The sequence below is a fragment of the Pseudomonas prosekii genome (assembly GCF_900105155.1).
Lineage (GTDB): Bacteria > Pseudomonadota > Gammaproteobacteria > Pseudomonadales > Pseudomonadaceae > Aquipseudomonas > Aquipseudomonas prosekii.
In genome coordinates this window covers 2,604,862-2,626,178 of record NZ_LT629762.1, presented here as the reverse complement: position 1 = coordinate 2,626,178, position 21,317 = coordinate 2,604,862, and the positions used below count along the sequence as shown (strand labels likewise).

The 21,317-nt window shown below is 62.6% G+C and carries 17 protein-coding genes; 7 read left to right on the top strand and 10 right to left on the bottom strand.

The annotated features are described in order from the left end of the window. Positions 1-4 precede the first annotated feature (4 nt). The 3 genes from pgaB to pgaD are packed head-to-tail and all read left to right on the top strand — an operon-like array spanning position 5 to position 3,847. Positions 5-2,002 (top strand): poly-beta-1,6-N-acetyl-D-glucosamine N-deacetylase PgaB, encoded by a 1,998-nt coding sequence (pgaB, locus tag BLU01_RS11940; RefSeq protein ID WP_092275253.1) that lies wholly within the window; start codon positions 5-7, stop codon positions 2,000-2,002. 1 nt (position 2,003) lies between these two features. Further along, positions 2,004-3,359 carry a poly-beta-1,6-N-acetyl-D-glucosamine synthase gene (gene pgaC / locus BLU01_RS11935; RefSeq protein ID WP_092275250.1) on the top strand — a complete coding sequence of 452 codons (1,356 nt, stop codon included), beginning with the start codon at positions 2,004-2,006 and terminating at the stop codon, positions 3,357-3,359. Next, complete coding sequence (gene pgaD, locus BLU01_RS11930; protein ID WP_092275247.1) at positions 3,356-3,847, top strand: poly-beta-1,6-N-acetyl-D-glucosamine biosynthesis protein PgaD; 492 nt, start codon at positions 3,356-3,358, stop codon at positions 3,845-3,847. Before pgaC ends, pgaD begins: the two co-directional genes overlap by 4 nt. 560 nt (positions 3,848-4,407) lie before the next feature. Here pgaD and BLU01_RS11925 read toward each other — a convergent pair. Further along, positions 4,408-5,937, bottom strand: a complete 1,530-nt coding sequence (locus BLU01_RS11925) for an apoptosis inducing factor family protein (RefSeq protein ID WP_092275244.1) — start codon at positions 5,935-5,937, stop codon at positions 4,408-4,410. 156 nt (positions 5,938-6,093) lie between these two features. Here BLU01_RS11925 and BLU01_RS11920 point away from each other — a divergent pair, with 156 nt between their 5' ends. Together BLU01_RS11920 and BLU01_RS11915 are read left to right on the top strand one after the other, a co-directional pair. Then, positions 6,094-6,654, top strand: coding sequence for a YbhB/YbcL family Raf kinase inhibitor-like protein (locus BLU01_RS11920; RefSeq protein WP_092275241.1), 561 nt, complete (start codon positions 6,094-6,096; stop codon positions 6,652-6,654). 297 nt (positions 6,655-6,951) lie between these two features. Beyond that, the gene (locus tag BLU01_RS11915) at positions 6,952-8,346 is read left to right on the top strand and encodes an aminotransferase-like domain-containing protein (RefSeq protein WP_092275238.1); all 1,395 of its coding nucleotides are present in this window, start codon (positions 6,952-6,954) and stop codon (positions 8,344-8,346) included. A 9-nt stretch (positions 8,347-8,355) separates the two neighbouring features. Here the strand turns inward: BLU01_RS11915 and panB are convergent, their stop codons facing one another. From panB to BLU01_RS11870, 9 genes are all read right to left on the bottom strand, one after another. After that, on the bottom strand, positions 8,356-9,174 hold the full coding sequence (gene panB / locus BLU01_RS11910) for a 3-methyl-2-oxobutanoate hydroxymethyltransferase (RefSeq protein WP_092275235.1): 819 nt from the start codon (positions 9,172-9,174) through the stop codon (positions 8,356-8,358). A 94-nt stretch (positions 9,175-9,268) separates the two neighbouring features. Further along, positions 9,269-10,522: an ATP-grasp domain-containing protein gene (locus BLU01_RS11905; protein ID WP_092275232.1), complete on the bottom strand. Its 1,254-nt coding sequence runs from the start codon at positions 10,520-10,522 to the stop codon at positions 9,269-9,271. After that, positions 10,503-11,762 carry a methylaspartate mutase gene (locus BLU01_RS11900; RefSeq protein WP_092275229.1) on the bottom strand — a complete coding sequence of 420 codons (1,260 nt, stop codon included), beginning with the start codon at positions 11,760-11,762 and terminating at the stop codon, positions 10,503-10,505. The genes BLU01_RS11905 and BLU01_RS11900 overlap by 20 nt, the downstream gene beginning before the upstream one ends. 4 nt (positions 11,763-11,766) lie before the next feature. After that, positions 11,767-13,263: a hypothetical protein gene (locus BLU01_RS11895; protein WP_092275226.1), complete on the bottom strand. Its 1,497-nt coding sequence runs from the start codon at positions 13,261-13,263 to the stop codon at positions 11,767-11,769. Further along, positions 13,260-14,498: an ATP-grasp domain-containing protein gene (locus BLU01_RS11890; protein WP_092275223.1), complete on the bottom strand. Its 1,239-nt coding sequence runs from the start codon at positions 14,496-14,498 to the stop codon at positions 13,260-13,262. Before BLU01_RS11890 ends, BLU01_RS11895 begins: the two co-directional genes overlap by 4 nt. A gap of 41 nt (positions 14,499-14,539) precedes the next feature. After that, positions 14,540-14,995 (bottom strand): cobalamin B12-binding domain-containing protein, encoded by a 456-nt coding sequence (locus tag BLU01_RS11885; RefSeq protein ID WP_092275220.1) that lies wholly within the window; start codon positions 14,993-14,995, stop codon positions 14,540-14,542. Then, the gene (locus BLU01_RS11880) at positions 14,992-16,233 is read right to left on the bottom strand and encodes an MFS transporter (protein WP_092275217.1); all 1,242 of its coding nucleotides are present in this window, start codon (positions 16,231-16,233) and stop codon (positions 14,992-14,994) included. Before BLU01_RS11880 ends, BLU01_RS11885 begins: the two co-directional genes overlap by 4 nt. Continuing rightward, positions 16,226-17,296: an LLM class flavin-dependent oxidoreductase gene (locus BLU01_RS11875; RefSeq protein ID WP_092275214.1), complete on the bottom strand. Its 1,071-nt coding sequence runs from the start codon at positions 17,294-17,296 to the stop codon at positions 16,226-16,228. Before BLU01_RS11875 ends, BLU01_RS11880 begins: the two co-directional genes overlap by 8 nt. A 67-nt stretch (positions 17,297-17,363) precedes the next feature. Continuing rightward, positions 17,364-18,293: an asparagine synthetase A gene (locus tag BLU01_RS11870; protein WP_092275211.1), complete on the bottom strand. Its 930-nt coding sequence runs from the start codon at positions 18,291-18,293 to the stop codon at positions 17,364-17,366. A 237-nt stretch (positions 18,294-18,530) separates the two neighbouring features. On the opposite strand from BLU01_RS11870, the gene BLU01_RS11865 reads away from it, so the two are divergent. Next, complete coding sequence (locus BLU01_RS11865) at positions 18,531-19,844, top strand: MFS transporter (protein ID WP_092275208.1); 1,314 nt, start codon at positions 18,531-18,533, stop codon at positions 19,842-19,844. A 51-nt stretch (positions 19,845-19,895) separates the two neighbouring features. Further along, positions 19,896-21,290 (top strand): amidase, encoded by a 1,395-nt coding sequence (locus BLU01_RS11860; protein ID WP_092275205.1) that lies wholly within the window; start codon positions 19,896-19,898, stop codon positions 21,288-21,290. The last annotated feature ends 27 nt before the right edge of the window (positions 21,291-21,317 follow it).

Here is a 21,317-nt window from a genome sequence, read left to right as displayed (position 1 = left end):
GAAAATGCCTTTTATCTCGCGTTTCATCCTTTTGCTGGGAGCGTTGCTGATCAGCGCCTGCGCCCAGCAAGCCCCGGCGTTCACGCCGCCCTCCGAACGCCCGGTGCCGGTCAACGAAAAGCCGTGGCCGAAAAACCACGTGCTCGGCATCGCCTACCACGACGTCGAAGACCGTGACCCCGATCAAGCGGTGGTCGCGGTGCGCACCGAGCGAATGATCGAGCAACTGGCGTGGCTGCGCGAAAACAACTACAAACCGGTCACCGTCGACCAGATCATGGCCGCGCGCAACGGTGGCCCGGAACTGCCGCCGAAAGCCATCCTGTTGAGTTTCGACGACGGTTATTCGAGTTTCTACACCCGCGTCATGCCGGTGCTGCGCGCCTATAACTGGCACGCGTTGCTGGCGCCGGTCGGGTCCTGGATCGACACGCCGCTGAACCAACCGGTAGATTTCGCCGGCACCCCGCGCCAGCGCTCGGACTTCCTCACCTGGGATCAGGTGCGCGAGATCTCCCAATCCGGTCTGGTGGAAATCGCCGCGCACACCGACGCCAGCCACAAAGGCGTGTTGGCCAACCCGCAAGGCAACTTGCAACCGGCCGCTGCGACCCGTGGCTACGATCCGGCGAAAGGTCGCTACGAAAGCGAAGCCGAGTTCCAGGCGCGGATGCGTGCCGACGTCGCTGCCATCACCGAGAAAATCCGCAAGGTCACCGGTTACAAACCGCGTGTCTGGGTCTGGCCGTACGGCGCGGCGGACGGCAGCACGCTGCAAGTGGTCAACGAGCAAGGCTACCAAATGGCCCTGACGCTCGACGACGGTCTCGATTCCCTCGACAACCTGATGAGCGGCCCACGTTTTCTGGTGGCCTCGGACCCGGACAGCGAACGCTTCGCCAACAGCGTCGTCGGTGTGCAATCGACGTCGCCGATGCGCGTGGTGCACGTCGACCTGGATAACGTCTACGACCCGGACCCGGCGCAACAGGAAGTCAACCTCGGCAAACTGATCCAGCGCATGTCCGACATGGGCGCCAACACCGTGTTCCTGCAAGCCTTCGCCGACCCGAAGGGCGATGGCCTGGTGCACGCGTTGTACTTCCCCAACCGCCACTTGCCGGTGCGCGCCGACATCTTTGATCGGGTCGCCTGGCAGTTGCGCACTCGCGCTCACGTCAAAGTCTATGCGTGGATGCCGGTGCTGAGTTTCGGCCTCGATGCGAAGCTGCCGCGCGTGACCCGCTGGGACCCGAAAACCGGCGCCACTTCGGTCGACCCGGACCAGTACAAACGCCTGTCGCCGTACGACCCGAACGTGCGCCGGATTATCGGTGAAATCTACGAAGACGTGGCCCGCCTGACGTCGGTCGACGGCATTCTTTACCACGACGATGCGGTGATGTCGGACTTCGAAGACGCCGGCCCCGACGCGCTCAAGGTCTACGCCGCCAACGGCTTGCCGGGCTCGATTGCCGAGCTGCGCGATGACCCTGCGACGCTGCAACGCTGGACGCGTTTCAAGAGCCGTTACCTGATCGATTTCACTAACGAACTGACGGCCAAGGTCCGTGCCATTCGCGGCCCGCAGGTGCAAACCGCGCGCAATATCTTTGCCGAACCGATGCTCAATCCCGAGAGCGAAGCGTGGTTCGCGCAGAACCTCGACGACTTCCTCGGCACCTACGACTGGACGGCGCCGATGGCCATGCCGCTGATGGAAAAACAGACCTACGCGCAATCCGGGCCTTGGCTCGAAGCGCTGGTGGCGACGGTCAAGGCACGTCCCGGAGCGCTCGATCGCACGGTGTTCGAGTTGCAGGCCAAAGACTGGACCAAACAAACCGATTCCGACATCAAAGGCGCGCAACTCGCCGACTGGATGGGCCGCCTCAAGCGTCAGGGCGCCGTCAGTTTTGGTTACTACCCGGACAATTTCCTCGAGAACCAGCCGGACCTGAAAGCCGTGCGGCCCGCGCTCTCCAACAAGTGGAATCCATAACATGCTGGACAGACTGCTGGCCCTGCTGGTACTGGCGATCGTCCTCGGGATACCCCTGGGGCTGATCTTCCTGGTCACCGGCCAATTCCTGATGGACTTCGTGTTCTTTTATCCACTGTTCATGTCGGCGCTGTGGATCGCCGGTGGCCTGTATTTCTGGCTGCACTGGGAGCGTCACTGGCCATGGAAGGACGACACGCTGCCGCCGCCATTGGCCGGCGAGCCGCTGATCTCGATCCTGATCCCTTGCTACAACGAAGGTGACAACGCCGCCGACACCATCCACGCGGCGCTGGCCCAGCATTACCCGAACATCGAAGTGATCGCGATCAACGACGGTTCCAAGGACAACACCGCCGCCGTGCTCGACGCCTTGGCCGAACAAGACCCGCGTTTGCGCGTGCTGCACCTTGCGGAAAACCAGGGCAAAGCCGTGGCCCTGCGCATGGGTGCCATCGCCGCGCGCAGCGAATACCTGGTGTGCATCGACGGTGACGCGCTGCTGGCGCCGAACACCGCGGCGTATCTGGTCGCGCCAATGCTCGACAACGCGCGCCTCGGCGCCGTGACCGGCAACCCGCGCATTCGTACGCGTTCAACCTTGATCGGGCGGGTGCAGGTCGGCGAATTCTCCTCGATCATCGGTTTGATCAAGCGCACGCAACGGGTGTTCGGGCGGATCTTTACCGTGTCCGGGGTGATCGTCGCGTTCCGCCGTTCGGCGCTGCACCGTGTCGGTTACTGGAGCACCGACATGATCACCGAAGACATCGACATCAGCTGGAAGCTGCAACTGGACCACTGGAGCATCTTTTACGAGCCGCGCGCGTTGTGCTGGATTCTGATGCCGGAAACCCTCGGCGGCCTGTGGAAGCAGCGTCTGCGCTGGGCTCAGGGCGGCGCCGAAGTGTTGTTCAAGAACATCCGGGGCATCTGGCAATACCGCCACCGTTACCTGTGGCCGCTGCTGTTCGAATACTGCCTGTCCACCGGTTGGGCCTTCACGTTTCTGCTGTCGGTGGTGTTCTGGGTGGTCGGCAAATACGTCGAAATGCCGGAAGCCATCGCCGTGCATAACCTGTTGCCGCCAGCCTTCACCGGGTTGCTGCTGGCGCTGGTGTGCCTGATGCAATTTGCGGTGAGCATCCTGATCGACCGGCGTTATGAGAAAGGCCTGGGCAAGACGATGTTCTGGGTCATCTGGTATCCGCTGGTCTTCTGGTTCGTCAGCCTGCTGACGACGCTGGTGAGTTTCCCCAAGGTGCTGTTTGGTCAGCATCAAAAACGTGCGCGCTGGGTCAGTCCGGACCGGGGCATCAAACCGCTGGTTGATGAGGAAGAAGAGGTCATCAAATGAAAATCATCAGAACCCGACAGCGCCCGATCCTGCTGGTTATCGACGCATTGTTCACCGTGCTCGCGTGGGTCGGCCTGCTGTATATGCTGATCCGCGGATTGTGGCCGTTGATTGATACTCGCGGCGGCGCCTTGATCGAGCCGTCGGCGTTTGACGCGCTGGGCACCTTGCAGATTTATTTGTGGGTGGCGGTGGTCAACGCGCTGATCCTGGTGACCTGGGCGCGTTATCAGCATCGCAAAAGCAGGAGTTACGCCCAGCGCCGACTCGCCGCGCCGGTGGTCGATGACCACGGTTTGAGCAAGAGCTTCAAGATCACCGGCGATGGTCTGGCGCAATTGCGCGCACCGGGTTCGATGACGATTCACAACAATCAGGACGGCGACGTCAGCCATGTGGTCCCGCATTATTTGCCGCTGAATGCGCCGCTGCAGCGACCGTTGGTGATTCGATTGCCGGCCGAAGATGACGTGAGCGGGCGCCGCTGATTCATCGTTAGCGCGATCCGCTGTTGTGGGAGCAAGGCTTGTGTGGGAACAAGGCTTGCCCGCGATGGCGTCCGTGAGATCGCCATCGCCGGCAAGCCGTGCTCCCACAGGGTCAAAGTCGAGATCAACATCAAGGCCCGCGCGATCCGCTGTTGTGGGAGCAAGGCTTGCCCGCGAAGGCACCCGTGAGATCGCCATCGCCGGCAAGCCGTGCTCCCACAGGATCAAAGTCGAGATCAACATCAAGGCCCGCGCGATCCGCTGTTGTGGGAGCAAGGCTTGCCCGCGATGGCACCCGAGAGATCGCTATCGCGGGCAAGCCGTGCTCCCACAGGATCAAAGTCGAGGTCAACATCAGTGCCCGCGCGATCCGCTGTTGTGGGAGCAAGGCTTGCCCGCGAAGGCGCCCGTGAGATCGCTATCGCGGGCAAGCCGTGCTCCCACAGGATCAAAGTCGAGGTCAACATCAGTGCCCGCGCGATCCGCTGTTGTGGGAGCAAGGCTTGCCCGCGAAGGCGCCCGTGAGATCGCCATCGCGGGCAAGCCGTGCTCCCACAGGGTCAAGGCAAGTCGCGCAGCAGCGTCCAGGCCTCGTCCATCGGCAACGGCTGTTTCATCCGCTCCGCCAGCATCGCCATCGCGCGATCCTCTTCGCACGCCACTGCCGCCACCACCACGCCGTGCTTGCCAAACAGCCCGATAAACGGCGGATGGCAGGGATCACCCTTGAACTCGACTTCGTCCCAACTTTCGGCATGCCCGAGGTAGTGGTAATTCTTGCCGAAATGCCAGGTCCAGAAAAAAGGCACATCCAGATAATGCTCATCGCCGCCGAGCATGTTCGCCGCAGCGATCCGCGCCTGTTGCTGGGCCAATCGCCAATGCTCGATGCGCTGCGGCTGGCCGTTGAGCGGGAACGTCGCGATGTCGCCGACCGCCCACAAATCCTCGCTGACGCGCATGCCACCGTCGACTTTCAGTGATTGGTCCTGCTCTTTCGGCAAATCGGCAAACACCTGCGTCGCCGGGCTGACGCCTATCCCGACCAGCACCAGATCCGCCGGCAGACGCTGGCCATTATCGAGCAGCACCGCTTCAACCTTGTCCGTTCCGGCAATCGAGGCCGCCTCGCCATCGGTGTGAAACACCACGCCGTTGGCCACGTGGCGGGCGCGAATTGCCTTGCCGACGGTGTCGCCGAATTGCTTGGCGAACGGGATCGCGTGACGCGCCAGCACCGTCACTTCCAGCCCGTATTGGCGCAGGGCGCCCGCCGATTCCATGGCGATAAAACTGTCGCCAATCACCACCGCGCGCTGCCCGGGTTTGGCTGATTGGACAATCCGCTGCGCCTGATCTTTCGAGCGCAACAAGAACACCTGCGGCAGGTCGGCGCCGGGCACGTCCAGCGGTTTCGGAATGCCGCCAGTGGCGAGCAACGCGGCGTCGTAGTTCAGGGTTTGCCCATCCACCAAATGCACGGTTTTGTTCTGCGCGTCGAGGCTGGCGACTTCGCCGCGAACACGCTCGATGCGTTGTTCAAGATAGAAATCCTCTTCGCGCAACGGCGGGACCTGGTCGGGCGGCATTTCCCCGGCAAGCACAAACTTGCTCAACACCGTGCGGTCGTAACCGGCGTCAGGCTCGCGGTCGATCAGCTGAATCCGCCCGCCGAAGCCTTTCTCGCGCAAGGCACACGCCGCTGCAGTGCCGGCGGCGCCCGCGCCAATGATCACGAATACTCGCTCATCGTCGGCCGGCGGCGTGTGCGCGTCGATCAGCGGCTGATCGTCGACCCAGACCTCGTCCTCGCGAATTTCCAGTGGATAACGCTTGAGGCTGTCCAGCGCCGGCGGTTCGCACAACGCGCCGTCCTCGATACGAAAAGCCGCTTTGTGCCACGGACAAATCAGCCGGCCGTTACACAGCGCACCTTCGGCCAGCGGCGCCCCGGCGTGCGGGCATTCACCCTGGAAGGCGCGCAATTGCTCGCCGACCTGCAGCAGGACAATTTTGGTCTCGCCAATGCGCACTTCCAAGCCGCGGTTTTCCGGCACATCAGCGAAACGGGCGACGCGGTGCAGGGTCATGAGCGTGCTCCAGGCAGATGCTTCTTCCAACAGGTGTGTCTTTATGGAGTTTGCGGTGTATCCCGAGGTTCAGCCCAATTGCCACTGCCACCGCGCGAACGGTCCGGCTATAGTTCGCGAGCCGACGACGGCCCAACCCGCACAAGGTGCTCCGGTATGACCCGATTGACCTCTCTGAACCCTTGGCTGGCGGCCGTTGCAGTCGCCCTCTGCGTGCAAATGCCGGTGCAGGCCCAGGAACGTTTCACCCTGAATATCCCCGGCGTCACCGACGACCGTTTGTTCACTTCGGCTGCCGCCAGCGACGCTTCCGGTTGCGGCGGACATAACCAGTCGCCCGCGCTGAACTGGAACGCCGGCCCTGCCGGTACGCTGAGTTACGCGATCGTCATGCACGACCCGGACGGCGGCAAAGGTCAGGGCGTCGACCATTGGGTGCATTACGGCATCAAGCCGACCACGCATCAGATCCCGGCCGGGGTTGGCGCCAAATCCGCGCTCGAAGGCGTCGGCGGCACCAACAGCAAAGGCTCGACCCACTACGTCGGCCCTTGCCCACCGGTCGGCGACAGCGCGCACCATTACATCATTCAGTTGTACGCGCTGGACCTCGCCCCAGAGGCGTTGCCCGCCGGTTTGACGCGCACGCAGTTACTGGAAAAAATCAAAGGTCATGTACTGAAAAACAGCAGCGTGGTGCGCCGTTATCACCGCTGATCGCAGGTGTTGAGCCCGCGCGTTTCGTCCGAAACGCGCGGTTGCGATTGGCGTCATTCCCTGAAATCGAGCACTATCGTGCCACTTTCTGATCGGCCGACGGCACGACGAGTGCCGAGGCAGCGCCGTCCTTGCTTGACGACCCACCATGTTCACCGCTAATTACGCTTTTTGACCGACCGGCATCAGTTCGAGCCCGAGTGTCGGCAGGGATGGCCGAGTGCAGGCGTTTACCAAGAGGCATCACCTCGCTGGGCAAACGCAGTACCCAACGCACCAGGATTGAAGCGATTGAGCATGAACCCAACTAAAGATTCGACTTTTGCCTACCAGGCCGTCTACCGCTACCTCGTCGAACTGATCGAAGCTGCAAACCCCGAGGGCGAGCAAAAACTGCCGTCGCTGCGTCAGTTGGCGCAGCGCTTGAACGTGTCCGTGTCGACCACCAAATACGCCTATTCATTGCTCGAAGATCAGGGCCGAATCTACGCCCGGCCCAAACTCGGTTATTACACCAAGGCAATGCCCGCCGCGCTGCTCAACGAAGGTTCGCCGAACCTGCTCGACAATGTGTTCGCCAATGCCCGGCAGCCGGGCATGCTCGCCCTCAGCAGCGATGCGCCAGCGATGTTGCTGTCGCTGGAAAACCCGTTGCTGATGACCGAACGCGAATTGGCGCGCCAATACCCGCGCTCGCATGCACCGCTTTACCAGCCTTTTGGCGAGACTGAATTGCGCAGCGTTCTGGCCGATCGTTACACGCGCTCAACCCGCTGTTATTGGCGCGCCGAGCACGTGTACATCGGCTCGGACCTGCGTAGCGTGCTGGAATTGTCCCTCGAAGCGCTGAACCTGATCGGCACCGTGGCACTGGTGGAATCGCCGTGTTCGTGGGCGATTTTGCGGCAACTGCACGCGGCGAAAATCCGCGTGATCGAAGTGCCGCTGGGCGACGACGGACGCTTCGATCTGGCGCACGTCCAGGCGTTATTGCAGCGTGAGCCGATCAGCCTCGCGGTGTTGTCGTCGACGGTCAATATTCCGCACGGCAGCCTGATGCCGGCGGAGGACAAACAGACCATTTGCCGCTGGTTGGCGGAACGGCGCATCTGGCTGTTCGAGAATGACAGCTACGGCGAATTCAGCTTCGAGCCCAGCGCCACGCGCTATCGCGACTTCGCCGACCCGGAGCGTTTGCTGGTGTTTTCCACGTTCGACAAGATCATCGGTTCGGAAGCGCCTTACGGCTATGTGCTGAGCCGTTTTCAAGGACCGGAGCTGCACCGCTTGTTCCTCGACCGCGCTTTTCGTCTGTCGCCGATTCGGCAAAAGGCGATTGCCAAGCTATTCACCACGCGCCGTATCGACCAGCACACGCAGATGCTGCGCAGCATGTTGATCGACCGCATGCAGCGAATGAAAGCGCTGTTGCACGAGCACACCGAAGGCCAATTGCGCGTGGTGGCGCCACAGGGCGGCGCGGCGTTCTGGATCGAGTCCACGCGCCCGGTGAACATGCGCCGCGTCTTCGAGCGCCTGTTGGCCAAACGCATCGTCATCGCGCCCGGCGAGATCTTCAGTCAGCAAGGCGCGTGGCAGCATCATTTGCGCCTGAGCTACACCATCGACTGGAGCAAGGACATCGTCCACGCCCTGAAGATGCTCACCCAGGCTATTCAGGATGAAAGTTGAGCCCGGCGCTCAGTTGACGCCGTAACAGTGCTTGGGCTCGGGGAACGTGCCGTCGCGCACCTGGGCCGCGAACTCTTCGCACGCCTGGCTGATCAGCGCGCCGACATCGGCGTATTGCTTGACGAAGCGCGGCACGTGATCGCCGCCGAGCCCGAGCATGTCTTCGGTCACCAGCACTTGGCCGTCGCACGCCAGCGAAGCGCCGATGCCAATGGTGGGCATCGGCGAAAATTCCGTCACTTTGCGCGCCACCCCTTCGGCCACGCCTTCGAGCAGTAAGCTGAATGCGCCGGCCTGCAGGTGCGCGCGGGCGTCGGCCTCGATGGCCCGGGCCGTGGCGTCGTTCATGCCTTGGGCCTTGAAACCGCCCATGGCGTTGACGTATTGCGGCATCAGGCCGATATGCGCCATCACCGGGATGCCGCGCTGGACCAGAAACTCGACGGTCTCGGCGAGGACCGCGCCGCCCTCAAGTTTGATCGCATCGCAACCGGTACGCGCCAGCACTTGCGCGCAGTTGCGGTAGGCCTGCTGCGGCGACTCCTGATAACTGCCGAACGGCATGTCGGCAATCACGCAGGCCTGGCGCGTGCTGCTGACCACGGCGCGGGTATGCGCGATGATTTCGTCCAGGCTCATGTCGAGTGTCGACGACCGGCCGTAGCCGACCATCGCGGTTGAATCGCCGACCAGTATGAAGTCGACAAAGGGGTCCATCAGTTTCGCGATAGAGCTGGTATACGCGGTCAGGGAAACGATTTTCTGTTGCCCCTTCATAGCGACCAATTGGGGAACGGTCAGTCGTTTGGTTCGGGTATGCAGGCTCATGGCGCTCTTCCTTGTTACGCCCCGTTGGCGGGGCTGTGTGCAGTTGCAACCGAGGTTTCCACCAGTGGTTTCCGCCGACGATTGCAACCAACGATTACAACCAATCCTTTTCCCAGTCACGCCAGGCGTGATAGTCGGCGTCGATGCGGGCGCTCTGCGGGTGCAGCAGAAACACCGCGCCCGGTGAGCTGTTGAGGTCGATGGTCGGCGCAATCCTTGCCCCTTCCGCGCAGCGAAAACGCACGTTATGAAAACTCGGCAACGCTTCGAGGCGACGGCGCACGTGGCCCTGCGCAAACAAGCCAGGCTGGTGCGCAATCAGGTTCAGACCGCGCGCGTGTTGCAGCAATCGGTAGCGTTTGGGCCAGTCGGCCAGGCGCGCCGGGTCGAGATAACTGAGGCAGGTCAGCGCCACCTGATCGTTGCCGGTGGCCGCGTGCAGCGCCGGTGGGCAGGCCAGCCCGGACAGGCGCGCGCCGGTTTCGAGCAGGCGCGGGCCGTTGGCGGTGAGGATCAGCTCGGTGTGCGCCGGGCCGTGGACGATCCCCAGCGCATCGAGCACGCCTTGCACGTATTCAATCAGCTCGGGCAACTCGCGCGCCTCTGCCGGCAGCAGGTCTTCGCGGTCGTAGATTTTGCGGCCGTCGGCGGTGAAGGTCTTGGAGCACTTCCAGACGTCGGTGATCCAGTGCTGGCCGCCGTGGCTGACGCTGTTGATCACGTATTCGGCGCCGGTCAGGTATTCCTGCAACAGCACCGATTCGTTGTTGAGCATCATCAGGTTGGTCGCGCCGAGGATCGACTCGATGGCGTTCTGCAACTGGAGCGCATCGTGGCAAATGAACACGTTGTCGGAGCCGGCGCTGTCCAGTGGTTTGGCCACCACGCTGGCGCCGCCCCGTGCCTTGAACCACGCCAGCGCCCGTGCCATCGAGTGCGTGCGCAGTTGCGCGGCGACCGGCAGGCCAGCCTCGGCGACGCGTTCGGCCATCAACGACTTGTCGCGGCGCGCGGCGGAGGTGGCGGGGTCGTTGCCCGGCAAACCCAGGCGCGCGGCGAGCAAATCCGCCAGTTCGACGCCGAATTCACTGCCGGTCAACACCGCCGCCGGGTGCTGCGCGGCGAGTTTTCGCAGCAACGGTTCGAGGCCTTCTTCGGCGACGCTGTAATCCTCGGCAAACAGGTTTTTCGGGCAACTGGCGGCGAACGCGGCGGGCATGTCCGCGCGCGAGCGCACGTGCAACAAACGGCGCTGCCCGGCGAGCGAGTGAGCGAGCAGGGCGCCGGTCGAATAGGCGTCCACCAGAATCAACGGTGCGTCGCTGTTATCAATGCAAGGGTTGGTCATAACGGTTCACCGTGTAATGCAACATCTGAAACAGTTCGGAGGAGCTTATGCCCGGGCCATTCGCCGACCAACCGCTGGCGCGCGGCAGCGGCAGGCCGCCGATATTGCCCCAGCGCAACGCCCCTTTTTCGTCGATGCGCGTGGTGGCGCGGCCAGGGTTGTCGGGGTGCAGGCAGTAGGGAATGTCCAGCAAGCCACGGGCGAACGCCTGGATCAGCGCGACGCCGATGTCGGCGTGCAGGTTGAGCACGGTTTCGATCAGGCGCCGGGCTTCGAAGACGATTTCCTCGTAATACATGGCGCTCGCCGGATCAATCGGCGTGAGCTCACCGGCGGCGACGTCGGCGGTCATGCGCAAGGCATCGAGGTTGTCGTCAACCGAAGGAATTTGCCGTGATTCGGCGACGGTCTTGACGATCAGCCGCTCGCAACCGGCGGCGCGGGTCAGGCGCGCACTGTCGCAAATCAGCCGACGAGCGCCGTGCGCCGTGGTCGGGAATACGCCCATGTAGGAATACACCACGACATGCCAGTGAGCGCCGGCGAGATACTCCCCAGCCAATTCGCGCAACGCTTGCAGCGCGCCGAAATCCTGGGCCATCGAGGTGCCTTGGGCGTAGCTCAGCGACACCCCGCGCACGCCGTGCTGACGGAAAAACAGCGCTTCGAGCAAGGTCATGGCGATCAGCATCGACGGCGGGCACAACTGCCCCAACAGGCAGCCGCCGAAACTCTCGATATGCGGGTGCTCGGTGGCGGCGGCCAGCACCTGGCAACTCTGCGCCCAGGCACTGACCGCCTCGGCCAGCGGCAAACGGCTGTAAGGCATGCAATACGACACCGGCCCGCCTTCCGTTGCGTCCAGACCCAACGCCGCCAAGCGCTGAAAGACGTTCCGCGGTTTGGCCGTACCGTGGCGGATCTGAATCGGAAACTGCGCGCCGTACACGCCATCAAGCATGCCGCGCACGGCTTCGATCGGGTGGCTGATGATCGGAAAGCCGTTCATCGGGCTCGAACTGTTGAGGCATTGCAGCGCGCTTTGGTAGTCGCCGACGCGCGTGTAGCTGTCGAGGGTGATGGTGCCGATGGCCGCGCAGGGCAGGGCGGCAACCCGCTCCAGCCCTGCGCGCATTTGCGTCAGCGCGCCGAAACCCATGCGCGGTTGCACCACCAGTTCGTCGCGGGCGCGGGCGCGCTCGATGAATTGTTGAAAATGGCCGCCCTGGAAAGCACTCATGCCTTCAGCGTCCCGAAACCAGTTCGACCACAGTTTCGCCGGTCGCCGGGTCATAACGGCTGATGCGGCCCTTGTGCGGATCACCGGCGCGAACCCGTGCGATCAACGTCGCGTCGCTGTCGAAATCGATGCGCTGGTGCGCGTACAAACTGCGCAACGCCGGCAACGGCAGGCCGCTGACTTGAGTCAGCCACTGGCTCAGCGCCGCGTCCTCGCGCTCACCGCCGAGCAACTGATGCAAGGCGTCGAGTTCAGGCAAACGCTGCGGGTGGCAGAGCCCGAGGAAACTTGAGAGCTCGCGACCGCTGTCAACGAATGGTGCGAATTGCATGCACACCAGTTGTGCTTCATCGAGCCCGAAGGCCTGCTCGGCAAAAGTCGTCGCGAGCGTGCGCCGTGCCTGCATGCCCTCGGCATCGGCGTACGCGGCCATCGCCAAGTCGATCAGGCGCTGCGGCATTTCTTTCTTGCGCATCAGCGCTTGCGCCAGTTCCAGGTATTCAGCGATGCCCTGGTTGTAGCTGCGACCCTGCACGTATTGCGCCTTGAGGCCGCGAAAGTGCGCCATCAACATCGGGTTGGCGCAGTCCGATTCGGTGAAGCTGAACGCCAGTTCTTCGAAGCGGAAATCGAGGAATTCGGTGATCAGTTCCCAATGATCCTCAACCTTGTAGCTGACCAGATCGTAGATGCTGATAAACGCCGGATCCGCCTGGTCATCACCGCAAGCCACACGGCGCTCGTCACGCTGGTAGTCAAAACCTTCGCCGAATAGTTCGACGAAATACACCTGCGCCACGCCATCCAGCGCTTGCAGCAAACCGCGAAAACCCTGACGCCGGCATTCATCGACGTTCAGCCCCAAACGCTGGGCCAAACGCATGATCCAGGTGAAATAGTGCTTTTGTTCCTTGCGCGAATCGCCCGTGACCACCGCGTTGACGCCGCCCTGCCACCACGCGGCCCGGCCGTAGAAATCCGCCACCGCGAGGTTGCAGCTGTTGCAGAAGGTCGGCCGGCCATCGCCAGCGGTGCGGTGGCCGTTCATCAAAACGTCGAAGCGGTTCATGGTCTGGACGTCGTCCGGGAACGGCAAATGCCGCTCGAACGGGCGGATCTGCCGGTGATCGACCACGAGCATTTCCACCCGTGGATCGTCGAACAGATGCAGCGCGCGGTAGACCCGGTCAATGTTGGCCATCACCGCATCCGGCACGCCGGCATGGCGCATGTTGGCGATGCGCAACTGGAACGTGCGGCCATGCAGCACCGACAAATGCAATTGCGCGGCGCGGAGCATGGCGACGGTGTAGGAACTGTCTTTGCCGCCGCCGTAAGCGACCATCAATTTGTAGCGGGTCAGCCCGTCGAGGCCACCGGCGGCGTCGGTCAGCCGCTCACCCAGCGTGGCGACTGCGCGGCGTTCATCGGCGCAGAAATAGCGATTGAGCTGACCGAGCAACGACTCGTCGTTGAAGGGCTGCGGCGTGGTGGAGTTCATAGCGTTTCGGCCTGGAATTGGAAGGTCTGGGTGGCGTGGCGGATATCGTTTTCAGTGGCAACTTCGCTGCCGCCGACAAAAATGAAGCGGCCGCTGTGCAGCGCGTCATAGCTGCCGCCGGCCTCAAGAATCTGCCCCGGCTCGGGCAACAATTCGCGCCAGAGGTTGGGTAACTCGGCGCGCAATGAATCGGCGCGCAGCACCCGGCACGGCAAGCGCGCCGGTTTCGGAATCACCAGCCAGCCGCCGCTCGGGTCGTGGCTGACAGCCGGCAACGGCACTTGCTCGCCGGCCAGACGTCGCAGCCAGTGCTCGTACAAGTTGACGCCGAAGACTTTGTTGATCAGGTGAGGCACTTCGCTGCCACCGACCCGCGCGCCGATTTCGAGGAACACCAGCGAGTCGTCCGGCTCGACGAATATCTCCAGATGAAACGCGGTGCAGCGCAGGTTCAGCGCTTGCAGGATCTGTTTGCTGAACGCTTCGATGCGCGTGCGCAGCGCCGATTTCTGCACAATCACCGAGCCCAGCGGCTGGGCCTTGGCGAAGTCCAGGCAGCTGTTGATGTAACGCGAAACCACCTGGAACGGCACGCTGCCGTCGACGTCGGCAAAACCGTCGATGTGATACGTCTGGCCGTGCATGAAACCTTCGATTTCATAGCGCGACAGCTCGATGTTATTCAACAGATTGCGCAGCGCCGGCTCGTCCTCAACCTTCTCGACGCCCATGCTGGCGGCGCCGTCCACGGGTTTGACGATCAGCGGAAAACCGATCTCGCGAGCGAAGTGCAGAGCCTGCTCGACGGACTGGCAACGGGCAAAGGGCGGCACGCGCAGGCCTTTGGCCTGGAGGATTTCCTTCATGCGCGCCTTGTCGCGGTACACCGCCACTTCGTCCGGGCCGTGCCCCGGAATGTTCAGGGTCTGGCGCACGCGGGCGGCGATTTCCAGGGTGAATTCCGACAGCGCGATCAGTTGATCGACCGGGCCGACCCGCGCGATGACTTCTTCCACCGCCGCGAGCAATTGCTCGTATTGATTGACGTCGCCGACCTGCACTTGATGGGCAATTTGCTGCGCCGGGGCAAGCACGCCTTCGGCACCCGGCGCATCGACCACGTAGCTGATCTGGTGCTGCTGATGGTCGAAGAAATCTTCGTAGCGCGTCAGTTCATTGTCCCAGCGGCGCTCGTCACGAAAGCGCGGCCAGCGGTTGACGATAACGATGTGCATCGTAGTGATCCTTTGAATGAGAGAAACAGGCGTGGCCGGGCTCAGCCCCAGGACGGCACGCTGTTGGCAGGCGCGTGTTCGGCGTCGTGCTGGCTGTGCAACGTGCCCAGGTAAGCGCTGAACGCTTGAATGGCATCGGCGCCGACGAATACTTGCTGGTAACCGGCGTCGATCAGGGGTTGCCGGACCGCGAGGGTTTCGTCCTCGGAGGTGGTCAATTTGCCGCCGATCACGCAGGGCAGGTGCGGGTGCAATCGGCGCACCTGGCGGATCAGTTCCAGCCCCTGGGAATAGCCGTGGCCATTGACGCTGCTGACCACCAGCAATTGCGTGCGCCGCTGTTGCAGCGCGGCCAGCACGGCGTCTACCGGCGTGCAACTGCCGAGGTTTTTCACGCTGAAACCGTGTTCGGCCAGCCACAGTTGCAGGTACACCAGGTTCCACATGTGCGAGTCGGATTCGACGGTGGCGATCAGGCAGTGCGGCAAGGTTTTCATTGGGAAGCCTCCATGGCGAGTGACGGACCATCCAGGGCAAGACGAAAACGCCGAGTGGTAAGAATGAACAGCAGCGTGCCGGGCACCGTCAGCACCAGCGCGAGCACCAGAATCAGCACTTGCACGCCGTAGACGTGGCCGACAGTGGCGGTGAGCAGGCCGCCGAGCGGGTACGAAAGCAGGTTGACCAGATAGAACGGGCCCATGACTTTGCCCAAATGCGCAGTGCCGATTGCCTTGATTCGCTGCGTGCGGTTGAACACGTTGAACAATGCGCAACCGCCCATCGCCAGGAGAAAACTCAAGGCATACAGCAGCACGCCACCGGCCACGCCCATGCAGATCAAACCCAGGCACAACAGGGCAAAACCCAGTGCGCCGAGGCGATAGATCGACATCCGCGCCAGCAGCCTTGGTACCAGCACAAAATTCAGCAGACCTAGGGCGCCAGCGCCGGCATTCATCAGCCCGAACACGCCGTCGGCAGCGCTGAAAACACCGCTGATGACAAACGCGTTGGCGCTGAGCACCGCGGCAAACGCGAGGTTGATGGTGAAGTTGAGCGCGGCCAGGGAAACCACCGGTGGGTTGCCGAGCAGCAGGCGCCAGCCGAGGGCCAGATCCTTGAAAATGCTGGTCGGGTGGTTGGCGGTTCGCGCGGTCGGCAAGCCTTTCCAGAACATCGATGCGGCGAACAACGCCACCGCCGCCAGACCGAGCAACCAGCGTTTGTCGGCGTACATGGCCAACCCGGCGGCCAGCGCGGGACCGAGTGCCATGGCCAGCAGCTCCATGTTTTGCACCAGCGACTGGCAGTGCGCCAGACGCTGCGGTCCGGCGATCAGCGGCACGCTTTTCTCAACCGCCATGCGCACCGGCGCCATCAGCACCGACAGGACAATGCCATTGCCGATCAGCGCCCAGACCATCCATTGCGGCTGATACCAGCAAACCCCCAACGTCAGCGCCAGGCTCAAGGCGCGCGCGGTGTTGGCGCTGCGAAACAGCAGGCGACCGCCGAAGCGATCAGCCAGCAGCCCGGCAAACGGATAAGCGATCAGCGCCGGCAGCCACTCCAGCGCAAACGCGACGCCGGAGTAGCGCACGTTGCCGGTCAGTTGATAGATCATCAGCGGCACGGCGAACAGCACCGTTTGCTCGGCCAGCAGCGCGCACAGCAGCCCGGCGCCGAACCAGCGGACGGCGCTGTGTCGTGCGTCGAGGCCGGTTTCACGCATGATCGCGATCCCACACGGTTTCCAGTTCGCGCAGGTAAGGCAGCACGTACGTGCAGAAGCGGCGCATCTCGTCGCGGGTCGGCCAACCGGAGAAAATGAATTCGCTGACGCCGACTTTTTTGTACTCGAACAGGTATTCGGCGACTTCCTGATAGCTGCCGACCACGCACAACGCCGGACCGCCACGGTACGCCACAGCGCCGGACCAGAGCATCGGCGACAGCCAGTCGTGTTCAGCCTTGTCGGCCAGGCGGAACGAAGTTTTCACCGCTTCCGAGTCGCAACGCCCGACGAATTGGCGAACCCATTCGCGGTGCTGTTCGTCCGGGTTTTCCATCATGCTTTCGACGGCGGCCAAGGCTTCGGCGCGGGTTTCGCGGGCGAGCACGTGCATGCGAATCCCCACTGAGCAGCCCGATTCCAGCACGGTGCGGCTGGCCTCGGCGATGCCTTGCGGGGTGTCGCCATACCGCAGCCAGCAATCGCTGTGTTTCATCGCAATTTGTTGGGCGATGTCGGACGCGCCGCTGAGGTAGATGCGCGGGCGCTCGGCGTCCTTGAAAGGCAAGCCGAGCTGGGCTTTTTCGATGCGGTAATGCTTGCCGTGGTAGGTCAGCGGTGATTCACCGCTCCAGAACCGATGCAGGATGTCGAGGAATTCGCCGGTGCGCTCGTAGCGCCCGTCGTGCGCCACGAAGTCGCCGTAATACGCCTGTTCGTCCGGTGAAATCCCGGCCACCAGATTCAGTGAAATGCGCTTGTCGGACATCCACGACACGGTGTTGACGATTTGCGTGAACAGGGTCGGCGGCACCAGGCCGGGACGGTACGCGAGGATGAACTTGACCCGTTCGGTCTCGCGAACCAGCGCGCCGATCATCGGCAGCGGATCGGGCATGTGGTAGCTGATCCCCATCAGCAACGAGTCGATTCCCAGCTCGTCGGCCTCTTGGGCAAAATCGACGATGCCGGCAAAATCGAGCGCGCCGGTGTCGTATTTTTCCGAAGCCTTTTGCTGGCCGCTGTCGAGCGGCGAACACCAGTGAATACGCAGTGCAGGCATTGTGTTTCTCCATGGCAACGCCAGCCGCCGCGACCAGCGGGGCAGGCGTTGCGAGACAGGTCCTTGGTCAGAACAGGAAGCTGGTGCCAACGGTGCGATCGAACAGCGCGACGTCGCGGATGCGTCGCTTGCCGCAGATGAACTTGAGCAGGCGTTCGATCCCCAGACCGCCGCCGGCGCTCGGGTGCAGCAAGCCGCGCCGCGCGACTTCCAGGTAATTGGCGAACGGTTGCAGGTCCATCGACAGCTCGTTCATGCGGTAGACGATCTGCTCGTATTCGAACTCGCGCTCCGCACCGGACAGCGCCTCGCCGTAGCCATCCGGGTAAATCAGGTCATAGTTGTTGTACGCGCCGCGCTTGCCCGGGGTTTCCCGGTCATAGAATTCGCGACGGTAGTTGGTGACGAAAAACGGCGTTTGCGCGCTGGCCGACATGATCTTTTCGAAGTCGTCGCCGTGTTCGGCGCGCAACTCGTCGGAGCTGTAGATCGGGAACGCGCTGGTGAAGTGCGGCAGTTGGCGGTTGAGCTGCGCGAGCTCGGCGGCGCAATGCTGATTGACCTCGCTGAACACGTGCTTGATCAGGCCTTCGATCAGCGCCATGACCTGATGCATGTCGCCGTCGCGAATCTCGAAATCGAACTGCGAGAACTCCAGCAAGTGGTTCTCGGAGTCCTTGATTTCGGCCTTTTCCAGGCGAATGTTCGGCGCGACGATGAAGATCTTGTCGTGGCCCTTGGCGGTCAGTGCCAACTGTTTATGGAAGATCATGCTCGCGGTCAGTTTCAGGCGCCGCTCTTCGTACTGGATCTCGGCGGGATACACCGCGTGGTTCAGCGGATCAGTGATCGGCGACATCAGAATCGGCATCAGCTGTTTGAAGTCACGATCCAGCAAATAATGCTGCAAAGCCTGTAGGACGCGGCCCCGGATGATGGCGATGGATTCTGTATCAGGATGATCAAAATCGGCGAAGTTACGTGCTATTTCTTCCATGATTGGCCAAATATTCAGGGAGTTGGGAGGCCCTGATTATTGTTTAAACCGAGGAAAACTCAATGTACAGATTCCAGCTAAAAAGCAACACAGAGGCACAGGCCGGTTGTCCGCACAGGCTTTTGTGTAGACCATATCGCGCTGCTGAAATTGATCCGACGACGCACCCGTGAACCGGCTTGAGCGATTGCTGAAATTGCCGGGCGTCGTCCTCTATAGACTGTTCAGAGTTTGCCCATGACTGCCCTTACTGATTCGCGAGCCCATCAGTTTTCCAAGGCTGACTACAAGACCCTAGGGCTTGCGGCCCTCGGCGGCGCGCTGGAAATCTACGACTTCATCATTTTCGTGTTTTTTGCGCTGACCCTCAGCCAACTGTTTTTCCCGCCGGAAATGCCCGAATGGCTGCGCTTGCTGCAAAGCTTCGGCATCTTCGTCACCGGTTACCTGGCGCGTCCGCTGGGCGGCATCCTGATGGCGCACTTCGCCGATCAGTTGGGCCGCAAACGCGTGTTCAGCCTGAGCATTCTGATGATGGCGCTGCCGTGCCTGTTGATCGGCATCATGCCGACCTACGAACAGATCGGTTATTTCGCACCGTTGCTGCTGCTGTTGCTGCGGGTGCTGCAAGGCGCGGCGGTCGGCGGCGAAGTGCCGAGCGCGTGGGTGTTCGTCGCCGAGCACGCGCCTGCCGGCCACCGTGGTTATGCGCTGGGGTTTTTGCAGGCCGGGCTGACGTTTGGTTATCTGCTCGGCGCGTTGACCGCGACCCTGTTGGCGCAAGTGTTCACCGCCGCCGAGATCCTCGATTACGCCTGGCGCCTGCCGTTTCTGCTGGGCGGCGTGTTTGGCGTGATCGGCGTCTGGTTGCGCCGCTGGCTCAGTGAAACACCGGTGTTCATGGCCCTGCAGGCTCGTCGCGAGGCGGACGCCGAGTTGCCGTTGCGCACGGTGTTGCGCGAGCACCGGCACATGCTGCTGCCGGCGATGATCCTCACTTGCGTGCTGACGTCTGCGGTGGTGGTGCTGGTGGTGATCACCCCGACGGTCATGCAAAAAAGCTTCGGCATGAGCCCCAGCCATACCTTCGCGCTGAGCAGCCTGGGCATCGTTTTCCTCAACATCGGCTGCGTGCTGGCCGGGCTGATCGTCGACCGTATCGGCGCCTGGCGCACGGTCATGCTCTACAGCGTGCTGTTGCCGATCGGCATCGCCCTGCTTTATGCCTGCCTGATCAGCGGCGGTGCGTGGCTGGGCCTGGCGTATGCGCTGGCCGGCTTGAGCTGCGGGGTGGTCGGCGCGGTGCCGTCGGTGATGGTCAGCCTGTTTCCGGCGCACATCCGCGTGTCGGGCATTTCCTTTACCTACAATATTGCCTACGCGCTGTGGGCGAGCACCACGCCGTTGCTGTTGATCGCGCTGATGCCGTGGAGCCCGTGGGTGTGCGTGGCGTATTGCATGGTGATGGGCGCGGTCGGCGTCGCGTGCGCCGGGTTCTTTGGCGGACGGCAATCTGCCGATAACGGCCAGGCGTTGCTGGCGGAGCGCTAAGGCAAGTACGTCGCAGAAGCGCAAAAAAAGTTTGGCAAGGATGGCTATTCGATGAGCGATTTACAGGATTTGTCCGCCGCGCAACTGTTGGCGATGTATGCCAGCCGCACGTTGTCGCCGCTGGAATATTTCGACCACTTGCTGGCGCACATTGAGCGTTGGGAGCCGAGTATCGCGGCGCTTTATGCGTTTGATCCGCAGCGCGTACTTGAGCAGGCGCGCGCATCCAGCGAGCGCTGGAGCAAAGGCGCGCCAAACGGAGCGCTGGACGGCGTGCCGGTGACACTCAAGGAATTGATCGCCACCGCTGGCGATTGCATTCCTCAGGGCAGCGCCGCCACCGCGCTGGTCGCGGCAACCGCAGATGCGCCGCCCGCCGCGCGCTTGCGTGAGGCCGGGGCGATTATCCTCGGCAAAACCACAGTGCCGGACTTCGGCATGCTGTCGTCAGGGCTTTCGAGTTTTCACGGGATTACCCGCAATCCTTGGGATCTTGAGCAAAACCCCGGCGGTTCGAGTGCCGGTGCAGCCGCCGCCGCAGCCGCCGGTTACGGTCCGCTGCACGTCGGCACGGACATCGGCGGTTCGGTCCGACTGCCGGCAGGCTGGTGCGGTTTGGTCGGATTCAAACCGAGCCTTGGGCGAATCCCCATCGACCCGTATTACACCGGCCGCTGCGCCGGGCCGATGACCCGCACCGTCGAAGATTGCGCGTTGATGATGCGTTATCTGGCGCAGGCCGATTCGCGCGACGCCACCAGCCTGCCGCCGCAGGCACTGGACTGGAGCCTGGCAACGCCATCGTTCAAAGGCTTGAAAATCGGCTTGATGCTCGACCCCGGCTGCGGCCTTCAGCCCGAAGCGCAGGTGTGCGACGCCGTGCGCAACGCCGCGCAGTTGTTCGCGGAAAACGGCGCCGAGGTGCGTTTGATCGGGCCGTTGATGGATCGTCAACTGCTCGACGGTCTCGACGATTTCTGGCGCGCTCGGCAGTTGTCACAACTGCAAACCCTGAGCGCGGCGCAACGGGAACGGGTCTTGCCGTACATCGAAGACTGGGCGGCGCCGGCAGCGACGATGAGCGCGGTGCAAGCGGTCGAAGGCTTCAACCAAACCTTCGAAATCCGCCGCCGCTGCGCACGGTTGTTCGGCGATCTGGACCTGGTGCTGTCACCGACCAATCAGGTCAGCAGCTTCCCCGCGCACTGGCCGTCGCCGAGCAACGATCCGCGTCAGCCGTTCGAACACATCGTGTTCACCTTGCCGTGGAACATGGGCGAGCAACCAGCGTTGTCGATCAATTGCGGATTCACCGACCAAGGCATGCCGATCGGCCTGCAAATGATCGCGCCGCGCTTCGCCGATCAATGGTTGCTGCAATGCGCCAAGGCTTACGAAGACTGGCGCGGGCCGATCAAGCACTGGCCGACCGCGCCGTCCCGCTGATCGCTGCTTGGCTGATTCCTCACAAGC

Bases quoted from the DNA above. Each gene is read 5' to 3' on its own strand.
- pgaB (WP_092275253.1), top strand. From the start codon at position 5: ATGCCTTTTATCTCGCGTTTCATCCTTTTGCTGGGAGCGTTGCTGATC.
- pgaC (WP_092275250.1), top strand. From the start codon at position 2,004: ATGCTGGACAGACTGCTGGCCCTGCTGGTACTGGCGATCGTCCTCGGG.
- pgaD (WP_092275247.1), top strand. From the start codon at position 3,356: ATGAAAATCATCAGAACCCGACAGCGCCCGATCCTGCTGGTTATCGAC.
- BLU01_RS11925 (WP_092275244.1), bottom strand. From the start codon at position 5,937: ATGACCCTGCACCGCGTCGCCCGTTTCGCTGATGTGCCGGAAAACCGC.
- BLU01_RS11920 (WP_092275241.1), top strand. From the start codon at position 6,094: ATGACCCGATTGACCTCTCTGAACCCTTGGCTGGCGGCCGTTGCAGTC.
- BLU01_RS11915 (WP_092275238.1), top strand. From the start codon at position 6,952: ATGAACCCAACTAAAGATTCGACTTTTGCCTACCAGGCCGTCTACCGC.
- panB (WP_092275235.1), bottom strand. From the start codon at position 9,174: ATGAGCCTGCATACCCGAACCAAACGACTGACCGTTCCCCAATTGGTC.
- BLU01_RS11905 (WP_092275232.1), bottom strand. From the start codon at position 10,522: ATGACCAACCCTTGCATTGATAACAGCGACGCACCGTTGATTCTGGTG.
- BLU01_RS11900 (WP_092275229.1), bottom strand. From the start codon at position 11,762: ATGAGTGCTTTCCAGGGCGGCCATTTTCAACAATTCATCGAGCGCGCC.
- BLU01_RS11895 (WP_092275226.1), bottom strand. From the start codon at position 13,263: ATGAACTCCACCACGCCGCAGCCCTTCAACGACGAGTCGTTGCTCGGT.
- BLU01_RS11890 (WP_092275223.1), bottom strand. From the start codon at position 14,498: ATGCACATCGTTATCGTCAACCGCTGGCCGCGCTTTCGTGACGAGCGC.
- BLU01_RS11885 (WP_092275220.1), bottom strand. From the start codon at position 14,995: ATGAAAACCTTGCCGCACTGCCTGATCGCCACCGTCGAATCCGACTCG.
- BLU01_RS11880 (WP_092275217.1), bottom strand. From the start codon at position 16,233: ATGCGTGAAACCGGCCTCGACGCACGACACAGCGCCGTCCGCTGGTTC.
- BLU01_RS11875 (WP_092275214.1), bottom strand. From the start codon at position 17,296: ATGCCTGCACTGCGTATTCACTGGTGTTCGCCGCTCGACAGCGGCCAG.
- BLU01_RS11870 (WP_092275211.1), bottom strand. From the start codon at position 18,293: ATGGAAGAAATAGCACGTAACTTCGCCGATTTTGATCATCCTGATACA.
- BLU01_RS11865 (WP_092275208.1), top strand. From the start codon at position 18,531: ATGACTGCCCTTACTGATTCGCGAGCCCATCAGTTTTCCAAGGCTGAC.
- BLU01_RS11860 (WP_092275205.1), top strand. From the start codon at position 19,896: ATGAGCGATTTACAGGATTTGTCCGCCGCGCAACTGTTGGCGATGTAT.